We start from the raw sequence: 9,644 nt of genomic DNA on the forward strand, positions 1-9,644 counted from the left end.
ATCGAATCCCAATAGCAGTAGCATCTGCCAGGATCAAACAGAATTGAACACATAACAGATCATAATAATAAGTATACAGAATAATTATGAAGTACGCTAAAAAAAATATAGACGAGTAATTACACAAAATTTGATACAAAGTTTCTATAATCAAATTTCACCACATCTACAAAACCAACATCATACCCAAAAAAAACTTGGGCACTCACAAAACACATTCAATTAATAATTAATAAATAATATTTAATAAATATGATAAATTATAGCTACATGTGGAAAAGCAGTCATCATAGTTATAATTGTTAATACAATAAAACTTAAACTAACACCATAAACATATAGCACATTTAATATAGAGAGAAATAATATCAACAAAATTAAATAGAAAATATTGCAAATGTATATATATTTTCTATATAATGATTTAAATAGCTATTAGTTAAAAAATACAATAGTTTAATGATTTACTTATTAAAAAAATAATTAAAAATTAAAATTTAATAAAAATTATAACACTTTATTTTATTCAAGTACTGAAATAGAATAGTATTATAAAAATAAAATTTAATAATACGCAGTATTTTATTATAAAGATAATATGAACAACCACATAAATAATATTTAAAAGTTTCTATCTAACTCAAATAATAATTGCTTTATATATTACTAACCAAAAATATGAATGGTGATAAAAAATGAAGTTCGGTATAGAATTCGTACCACAAACCGATTTAAATGAAATCGCAAGATTAGTAAAATTAGCTGAAGATGTAGGATTTGAATATGCATGGATCACTGACCACTATAACAACAAAAATGTATATGCATCCTTAGCTTTAATTGCACAAGCAACTGAAACTATTAAATTAGGACCTGGTGTAACTAACCCATATGTAAGAAGTCCTGCTATTTCTGCTTCTGCAATCGCAACAATTGATGAAATTTCTGGTGGAAGAGCTACTTTTGGTATTGGGCCTGGTGATAAAGCAACATTCGATGCATTAGGAATCCCATGGGAAAAACCTGTAACCACAATTAAAAATGCAATTGCTGACATTAAAACTTTAATTGATGGTGATAAAACTGCTGGTGGAGCTGCATTAGGTGGAGTAAAAGCAGTTGGAGATATCCCTATATATATGGGTGCACAAGGACCTAAAATGTTAGAAACCGCTGGAGAAATTGCAGATGGTGTATTAATTAATGCATCCAATCCAAAAGATTATGAAGCAGCATTACCTCTTATTTCAAAGGGAATTGACAATGCTGGAAAAAAATTAGCTGACTTTGATGTAGCTGCATATACCTCTACTTCCATTGGAACTGACTCAGAAGCAGCTAAAAATGCGGCAAGAATTGTAGTTGCATTTATTGCAGCAGGTTCACCACCTCCAGTAATAGCTAGACACGGATTGCCTGAAGGAATCAACGAAAAAATTGGTGACTGCTTAGGTAAAGGTGACTTTGGTGGAGCAATTGGTTTAGTAGATGATGATTTACTTGATGCATTTTCCGTAGCAGGTACACCTGATGAATTCATACCTAAAATAGAAGCATTAGGTGAAATGGGCGTTACCCAATATGTAGCTGGTTCCCCAATCGGAAAAGATGTAGAAGAATCCATCAAATTATTAGGAGATGTAATCGCAAGTTTCTAAACTCCTAACTTTTTTTATTTTTTTTATTTTTTTATCCAACTAACTACTATTTTTAACAAAAATTTTTTTATTATGAAAATCCTTAATTTATAATATAATTTATTTATTATGAAACAGGTAAAATAATGGAAATTGAAAATTTGTGTAAAGAAATTAGGACAAAATCTTTTGAGAGAAAAGATCCTAAAACTCCTGAAGAAGTTGGAGCTAGTTGGTATAATGACGATTTAACTTATAATGGTGTTGCAAAAACCCTATTTATTATACTTCCCACACCAGGATGTTCATGGGCTTTAGGAGATGGTGGGGGATGTACAATGTGTAGTTATGTATCTGATTGTACACTTGAGTCTATTGATAGTGAAACAATTCTTAGAATTTTTAATGAACATTTATCCAAACATCCAATAACTAAAGAAGAAAGGATTGCAGTAAAATTATTTGCTTCAGGTAGTTTTTTAAACCCTCATGAACTTCCAAAAGATGCTCGTGATGAAATTTTAAAAACCTTGGTTAATTTAGGTAATGTTGATGAAATTATTGTTGAATCAAGAACAGAATACATCAAAGAAGAATATTTAGATGAAATCTTTGAAATTATTGGAGATACATTATTTGAAATAAGTATTGGTCTTGAAACTTCCAATGATTATACTAGAATTAATAAAATCAACAAAGGATTTACTCTTAAAGATTTTAATAATGCAATTAATATGATACAAACATTAAGAAATAAAAAGAATTATAATCTCAAATCTAAAGCATATATCTTTGTAAAACCAATTTTAACTTCTGAAAAACAATGCGTTGATGAAGCTATAAAAACAGCTGAATATTGTGATTCAATTGGCGTAGATAGACTTTCATTTTGTCCAGCAACAATACACGGAGGAACTTTAATTGAAAGATTTTGGAGAAAAGGAGCTTATCAACCTCCATGGATTTGGAGTTGTATTGAAATTATTAATACAGTCCGGTCAAAATTAGACATTTCCTCACTACTCGATACATCAGGGTTTGGTTCTAGACGAGGCCCTTATAATTGTAAAAAATGCAATAAAGATTTGAAACATTTAATAATTGCTAAAAATTTAACACAAGAACTTATTGAATATGACTGTGAATGTAAAAGTGAGTGGTTAGCTGAAATTAATAATGCTGATATGAATTATTCAAATGTTGAAATAAAACATTTACCATTATATTAAATATGAAAAAACATTAAATTATTATTAGGAGGAATTTTAATGAAAACTAAATTTATTAGTTTATTCGCTATTATTTTAGGAATATTTATTATTGCATTTCCAATGTTTGGAGTTATTGGAGTTAGTGCAATTCTTGGATTATCCGTTTTATTCCTAGCTATTTATTCCCTTATGGTTGGAATAGCTATTATCGATTATAACACCACAGGTTCAATATTAGATTTAATTTTAGGAATGTTACTTTTAATATTAAGCATAGGTTTAATATTTAATCCTTCTTTACTTGGAATTTTAACCGAGCTTTCATTATATATTGCAGGAATAATATTAATTATTGGAGGACTTGTAGCTCTTTTAAATAATCGTAGTAGTCGTTATGGATTCTATATTGGAATTATTGGAATCATTTTAGGGGTATTGTATATAATTATCGGAACTTACCTTTCAAATCCAATTATTCTTGGTTCATTTATAGGTATTTGGTTAATAATTAATGGTATCTTAAAATTAATAGATAGATAATTCATCTATCTTCACGTTTTTGGTGTTAATATTGATTGGAATTAGTGCAGACTTTGATCCAGTCCATAAAGGACATGAAAAATTAATTAAAGAAGCTAAAAAACTTGCTAATAGAGAAAATAAAAAGTTAGTAGTTTATTTAAATAAAGGATACAGTGCTAATCATGCTCCATTTTTTGTAAATTTTGAAGCCAGATGTAAAATGGCTTTAGCGTTAGGAGTTGATGAAATTAAATCATTTGAAGGTTTGCATCATAGACTTATCTTATCTTATAGTGTCCCTATTCGTTTAAAACAAATGATTGATGATGGAGTTACTGATTATATTACTTCTGCAAGTATTTCATTAGATGAAATTAAAAATAAAGCTCAAAGATTCGTTGATGAAGGTAATTTTGTTGGAATGCCTAAGAACTACACTAATAGAAATGAAATTAGATGGTATGCATTAAATGAGTTTCTTGGATCTAAACTAAAATATCATGTAATTAAAGAATTCGACAAGGAAAAATATTCAGCTAGATTAATTAGAAAAAGTATCATAGATAATAATCTTAAACTTACAAGCGATGTTAAAAAACTACTTCCAAAAACAAGTATTGATATTTTAGAAGATGAAATAAAAAACAACAATGTTCCAGGCAAAAGAAATTGGGACATCATCTATAAAAGAATGAACACTTATTCCAGAGGAAATTTAGAAAAAATAGCTTATCTTAATGGAAAAACTATAAATGAAATTATCAAAAGAAGAGTTTATATGAATCCTGAATCTATTTGGGCTGTTTTTAGAAAATCAGATTATGGGCCTGTGATGACTAGACTTGCAGTAAGTGCAATTGAAAATGAGGTTACAAAAAAGGAAGTGATGGATTTAATGAAGAATTATGAATCCAATGGAGTAATCCCCGATAATCAAAAAGTTCAAAGAGTAATTGATAGAGCATGGTACGTTGCAAGTATGTCTAATTATGGAGTAAGTGCAAAAGAAGCTAATAATAAATTTAGAAGTGAAAATATAATTGTTAAAAATGCTCCATCAATCTTAGAAGCTGGACTAAATTTAACTAAGTTCGAAAGTAAAATTACTAAAAGTGGTCTTAACTGCGATTTATTCATAAATAAGGACAATAAGATTTCTATTCAATTTAAAAGTGAAAATAAAAAAATAAAAACCAATTTAAGATTACCTGCTCGAGAAGTAACTTATTTAAGATATGTCATGGATTCAAATTTTATTCCTGTTAGTGGAACTATAATTGAAGCTAAAAAAGGTTTTAAAGTAAAAATAGCTATTGGTTAAGTTTTCTGTAAGCTAACTTAGTCATTTCTAAATCATCATCTTTAAAATAATCAATAATTTCCAATAATTCCTCACTTTTTCTTTTTTTATTGTTTAGAGTGTTATTTATTCTAGATAATGATTTCTCTTTAAACTCTTTACATTCTGTTAATGAGATTATGTCAAAAAACTCTTTTTCTAAATTGTGATTTTTAGCTAAGTTAGTAGATTCTATTAAAAGTAGAGATAATGTTTTTGTATAATTACTTCTAAGCATCTTTAAAATAGCTACATCTCCTATATTTTCACTAATTTTAAAAACATTTAAAAATTCATTTAAAAATAATAATTTATCTGCATTTTTACCTGATAAATAAATTACAGGATTATCTGAATCAATTTTACCTATTATTGCTCCATCAACAAAATTATTAGTGTGTTTGGATATTTCTTTTGTAGTTTTTGGTGAAATATTATTTAAATCTAAATAAATTCCCATGCAGTATTTTCCATATTCAATAGCTACATTTAAAGCATTCTCTGGAGAATTAGCTGAAATTAAAATATCTGATTTCTCACAAACCTCCTTATAGCTATCTAAAACTTCTATATTATAATCATTTGTGGATTTAGCTAATCTATTTTCAAAAGAGGTTATGAATTTAATTTCATCTGATTTAATGAGTTTTATTAAGTTTTTTGATACTTTTCCAAAGCCAATGAATCCAATAATCATAATCATCTATTTATTATATTTAAAAAGAAGCATGTCGAATGTATTAACTCCAATATCACGAGCTATTGTATTACATTTTGCACATAACAAAAAAAAGACTTCCTTACTGGATAAATTTATTTCTGTTAACCCTTCATAATTACCCATTCCTTTTGAAATTACAAAGTCATGTGCATTAAAAATTTCTCTAAAATCTTGTGAAATTTCACTATCGACATATCCTACTGTTCCAGCACCTATATCAACAATTTCACCATATTCATCAAGCCCAACATTTAAAGCATCTTCTCTGCATGCATCATTTAAAATAGGTTCTTTTTTAACCGCTATTGTAATATCTAAATCATATTCTTTAATTTTAGAAAGTAATAATTTGTCAAAAACAATCTCTCCAGTGTTATCTACTAAATATAATACTTTACCATGTGTTTTAAGTGCATTTTCAAACTCATAAATATCTTTAATAGCTAATTTTTTACTAAGAGACTCTTTAATCAACTTTTCAATATCATCATCTAATTTAAATGCACCAAAATCAAGAATGTTTCCAATAATAGCTATTTTAACATGATTTTCTAAACTATTGTCTTTTTTTAATATTTCTTGAACAAGAGGCAGATATTTTAAAGCTATTTTGTTCCCTTTGATTTTTTCTTCAAAATAAGGATCGGTGCAACATGTTTTTTGTTTAATCATATTATGTATAGTAGAACCAGTTTTGTTAGAGTTAGTGTTTAGATAAAAATTTTTACTTAAAAATTCGAAAATATCCCTCGTAATTTCTAATTTAAGTTCTTCATCATCACTAGCTAAATCCATAGCTTCTCTAGCTTGTCTTAAAAAACAAGCCCCACATTCATAACTAATTTTCAACTAACCACCATATATTATTTGAACTAAATGAATTTTATCCCCATCATGGATTAATTCATCTTCAATAACAAGTTCTCCATTCTTTTTTGATACAATAATCTGGGAAGACAAATCCAATTCTTCAAGTAAATCTTTAATTGTATAGTATTCTTTAGATATTTCTCTCTTTTCCTCTACATTATTAAATCTTAATGTAAATGACATATTATCACCTAATTCAATTCTTCTATAAATGTGCAAGCTTTACATAATCTATTTGCTGATGGTTCACCACATCTTTCGCATCTACCTTTAGGATATTCTTTTTTAAACTCTTTTTTTAATACTTCTTTAATTTTATCATATCCCCTAAGTGTTGAATATTTTATTGTAGGATGTTTTTTTGATAACTGATTTAATACTTCTGAGACCTCCCCTCTAAATGATTGTTGTGCATATGGACAACTATCAAAATGAACTTCCAAGTCCTTAGCAACCACATACAATCCAATTTCACGTTCAGGTATTTCACGTAAAGGCTTGATTTTGACTGTGAATTCTTTAGCTTTAGATTCGCTTTTAGCTCCTAATTTAGTTAAATTATCTGTGTTTCCTTCAAGATAATTCATAATGATTGCTTGAACTTCATCATCTAGATTATGACCAGTAGCTATTTTAGTAGCTCCCATTTCACGTGCTGCTTTATTAATAATTGTTCTTCTGAATACTCCACAATATGTGCAAGACCCTTTATGGTTATCTTTTTGCATTATTTCATCTAAAGTAATACCATATTCATCTTTTAGACTAACAACTTTATGTTCTATTCCTAATCTTTTAGCATGTCTTATTGCAATATCAACACCATCTTGACGGTAATTATCTATTCCCTCATCGACTGTTACAGCACATATATCTATAACATTCATTTCACGAAAAGTATTTAATATTTCTAAGGCAGTTACACTATCTTTTCCACCTGAAAGAGCAACTAAAACTTTATCTTTTTTATCTAATAACTTTTCTTTTCTAATTGTTTTAATAGCTTTTTTTTCTATTGATTCGATGAAACAGTCTTTACATAGTAATTGACCTGATTGCTCTTTTTTGATAATAACTTTTGGATTTCCACATTTACTACATCTCATACTCTCATCTACATTTGTTCTACAAATTGAGCTAATTGATTTAATGTGTTTACTTCAAATACTTGAGCTCCTGCTTCTTCATACAATGATACACAACTATCTACTATATCCCATTTATTTCTATCTTCAGGATTCAAAATAACTACCTTTTTAGCATCTCTAACCATTTGTTCAACTAAATCAACACTAGCTGGAATACCTTTTACTTTAGGTCCAGCCCAATCTCGACAGTCAGATAAAATAATAACATAAGATTTATTATTAATATTAACAAGATCTCTAAATCCTTTAAATGCTGTATACATATTTGAAGTTCCATGAACCATCATGTTTTTAAGTCTTAAATCTTTAACTTTAACAAATGAATCTATAAGATATTCCTCTTTTAAAGCAGAAGTAGTTTCAATAACTTTATTATCAAATTCGAAAGTTCTTGAATGTTTAAAAGCAGTTTGAGCCGAAAACATTAACATGAAAAACCAACTACTAATCCACTCACATGACCCACTAATATCATTTAAGAATAGATGTTCATTTTTATGAGGTCTTGGTTTTGCTTTTATTAATTCAATTGGAACGCCACCATATTTGAGATTAGCCCTTATTGTTCTCCTAATATCAATTTTATGAGAACTACTTTCATATTTTCTTCTAGAACGTTTATTAGCTATTCTTTTACCTAATCTTTGACAGATCTCTAACATTCTTGGGTCGAATCTATTGAGTTTTGTAAGGTCTTTGTTCATTAATTCCCCATCTTTTTCAAGTTTTCTAACTTCATCCAATAATGGTTGGCCAGATAACATTTTAAGTTTTTTATTATCAATTTCTTCTTTTTTGAATTTTAAAGAGTCGTCACCTTGCTTTTTAATAATATACTTATTAGATCTAGGTCCAGTTCCTTGATATGCTTTACCTCTACTAGCTTCTTCAAAAATCTCTTTAGTGCCTTTATCAACTGCAAATAATTTCTCAAAAACTTTATTGAATTTAGGAATATCGTATCTGTCTTTAACATAGATTGACATCAAAGCTGTTTTTAATAAGTTTCTGTCATCTCCACCTAAATCCATATAAATTTTAACAGCTGCTTGAGTACTCCTAATACTGACAGGTAACCCTTCCATTCTAAGTTCAGATGATAGATTTGCTATTTTATTAATCATTTATATCTTATTCATTGTTTATCTAAAATATCTTTAATAACTCTTTTTTTATCACTTTCTGTTTTAATAGCTACTCCAACACTACTCTTAAGAGATTTATTAAGATTTTTCTCTCCAAGATTAGAAACCGATTTTACCCAATCAACAGTTCCCCTTACAGAAGGTTTTTTCATTAAATTAAGATTACGTATATCATGAACAATTTTAACAATTTTAGATACTGTTTCATCATTAGCTTCAGGTATTTTGGATTTAACTATCTCAATTTCCCTTTCAACTGTAGGATATGGAATATATAGGAATAAACACCTATCTTTAGTTTCATCAAGAAGAGATCTCTGTGAATTAGATGTTAAAATTACTAATAAATCATTCTGAAGTTGAAATGTTCCTAAATCGTTGATTGTTATTTCTTGTTCACCTAATGCTTGAAGTAAAAAACTCTCTACCTCTTCATCTGCTTTATCAATTTCGTCAATAAGCAATACTGAATCTTTATTATTTAAAAAAGCATTTAATAAAGCTCTTCTAATAAAAAATTCTTCTTCAAATATTTTATCCTCTTTATACTCTTCTGTTTTAGCTGCTTCTAAATGAAGTAATTGTTTTTGGTAATTCCATTCACCAACAATTTGTTCAAATGTAATTCCCTCATAACATTGAATTCTAAAAAAATCTCTATCAAAAGTCTTAGCCATCACTTTTGCTAATTCTGTTTTTCCAACCCCTGGAGGTCCTTCAATTAACATTGGCTTTCTAAGTAAAAAGGATAAATAAATTGTTGTTGAAATTTCATTATTAGAAACATAATTTTCATTTAAAAGACTTTTGTCAATGTCTTTAATACTAATGTTTTCGACTTGCAAATTCTAAACCTTCTTAAAATTTTTAGCATATAAATTTATATAGTAAATTTAATTTATACTTTATGTAAGTCAATTAATAGGGACTGTCAATTTGTTAGCTCTTGTTTTCGTTTTTCGATCCAGCCATCTTTTTGGTGCATTATTTGATTGAATATTCCTTCTAATGTTCTGAATTTCTTTTTGTGTGCTTTGGGCATTGTATTTCC

Annotated in this window: 10 protein-coding genes; 4 read left to right on the top strand and 6 right to left on the bottom strand. The window is 27.9% G+C overall.

What is annotated here, in order from left to right:
• The first annotated feature begins 695 nt into the window (after positions 1-695).
• From mer to MBORA_RS07290, 4 genes are all read left to right on the top strand, one after another.
• Positions 696-1,658, top strand: coding sequence for a 5,10-methylenetetrahydromethanopterin reductase (gene mer, locus MBORA_RS07275; RefSeq protein ID WP_042694916.1), 963 nt, complete (start codon positions 696-698; stop codon positions 1,656-1,658).
• Between the two features lie 125 nt (positions 1,659-1,783).
• A complete protein-coding gene (locus MBORA_RS07280) occupies positions 1,784-2,866 on the top strand; it encodes an archaeosine biosynthesis radical SAM protein RaSEA (protein WP_042694915.1) in 1,083 nt (360 codons plus the stop codon).
• Between the two features lie 39 nt (positions 2,867-2,905).
• Complete coding sequence (locus MBORA_RS07285; protein WP_042694914.1) at positions 2,906-3,388, top strand: DUF308 domain-containing protein; 483 nt, start codon at positions 2,906-2,908, stop codon at positions 3,386-3,388.
• Between the two features lie 22 nt (positions 3,389-3,410).
• The gene (locus tag MBORA_RS07290; protein ID WP_063720462.1) at positions 3,411-4,691 is read left to right on the top strand and encodes a nucleotidyl transferase family protein; all 1,281 of its coding nucleotides are present in this window, start codon (positions 3,411-3,413) and stop codon (positions 4,689-4,691) included.
• Here the strand turns inward: MBORA_RS07290 and MBORA_RS07295 are convergent.
• Genes MBORA_RS07295 through MBORA_RS07320 form a run of 6 tightly spaced genes read right to left on the bottom strand, consistent with a single transcriptional unit; the run spans position 4,681 to position 9,438 of the window.
• Entirely contained in the window at positions 4,681-5,412 is a 732-nt protein-coding gene (locus MBORA_RS07295) for an NAD(P)-binding domain-containing protein (protein ID WP_232817571.1), read from the bottom strand. The genes MBORA_RS07290 and MBORA_RS07295 overlap by 11 nt on opposite strands.
• Positions 5,413-6,279: a damage-control phosphatase ARMT1 family protein gene (locus MBORA_RS07300; protein ID WP_063720464.1), complete on the bottom strand. Its 867-nt coding sequence runs from the start codon at positions 6,277-6,279 to the stop codon at positions 5,413-5,415. It lies immediately after the preceding gene.
• Positions 6,280-6,483: a MoaD/ThiS family protein gene (locus MBORA_RS07305; protein ID WP_042694918.1), complete on the bottom strand. Its 204-nt coding sequence runs from the start codon at positions 6,481-6,483 to the stop codon at positions 6,280-6,282.
• Positions 6,484-6,491: 8 nt separating this feature from the next.
• The gene (locus MBORA_RS07310) at positions 6,492-7,406 is read right to left on the bottom strand and encodes a TIGR00269 family protein (RefSeq protein ID WP_063720465.1); all 915 of its coding nucleotides are present in this window, start codon (positions 7,404-7,406) and stop codon (positions 6,492-6,494) included.
• Between the two features lie 8 nt (positions 7,407-7,414).
• A complete protein-coding gene (locus MBORA_RS07315; protein ID WP_063720466.1) occupies positions 7,415-8,572 on the bottom strand; it encodes a vWA domain-containing protein in 1,158 nt (385 codons plus the stop codon).
• Positions 8,573-8,583: 11 nt separating this feature from the next.
• Positions 8,584-9,438, bottom strand: a complete 855-nt coding sequence (locus MBORA_RS07320; RefSeq protein WP_042694912.1) for an AAA family ATPase — start codon at positions 9,436-9,438, stop codon at positions 8,584-8,586.
• Between the last annotated feature and the right edge of the window lie 206 nt (positions 9,439-9,644).

This window comes from Methanobrevibacter oralis, from assembly GCF_001639275.1.
Classification (GTDB): domain Archaea; phylum Methanobacteriota; class Methanobacteria; order Methanobacteriales; family Methanobacteriaceae; genus Methanocatella; species Methanocatella oralis.

Excerpts from the sequence above, each read along its gene's own strand:
- MBORA_RS07295 (WP_232817571.1), bottom strand. The coding sequence starts at position 5,412 with ATGATTATGATTATTGGATTCATTGGCTTTGGAAAAGTATCAAAAAAC.
- MBORA_RS07285 (WP_042694914.1), top strand. The coding sequence starts at position 2,906 with ATGAAAACTAAATTTATTAGTTTATTCGCTATTATTTTAGGAATATTT.
- MBORA_RS07315 (WP_063720466.1), bottom strand. The coding sequence starts at position 8,572 with ATGATTAATAAAATAGCAAATCTATCATCTGAACTTAGAATGGAAGGG.
- MBORA_RS07310 (WP_063720465.1), bottom strand. The coding sequence starts at position 7,406 with ATGAGATGTAGTAAATGTGGAAATCCAAAAGTTATTATCAAAAAAGAG.
- mer (WP_042694916.1), top strand. The coding sequence starts at position 696 with ATGAAGTTCGGTATAGAATTCGTACCACAAACCGATTTAAATGAAATC.
- MBORA_RS07305 (WP_042694918.1), bottom strand. The coding sequence starts at position 6,483 with ATGTCATTTACATTAAGATTTAATAATGTAGAGGAAAAGAGAGAAATA.
- MBORA_RS07280 (WP_042694915.1), top strand. The coding sequence starts at position 1,784 with ATGGAAATTGAAAATTTGTGTAAAGAAATTAGGACAAAATCTTTTGAG.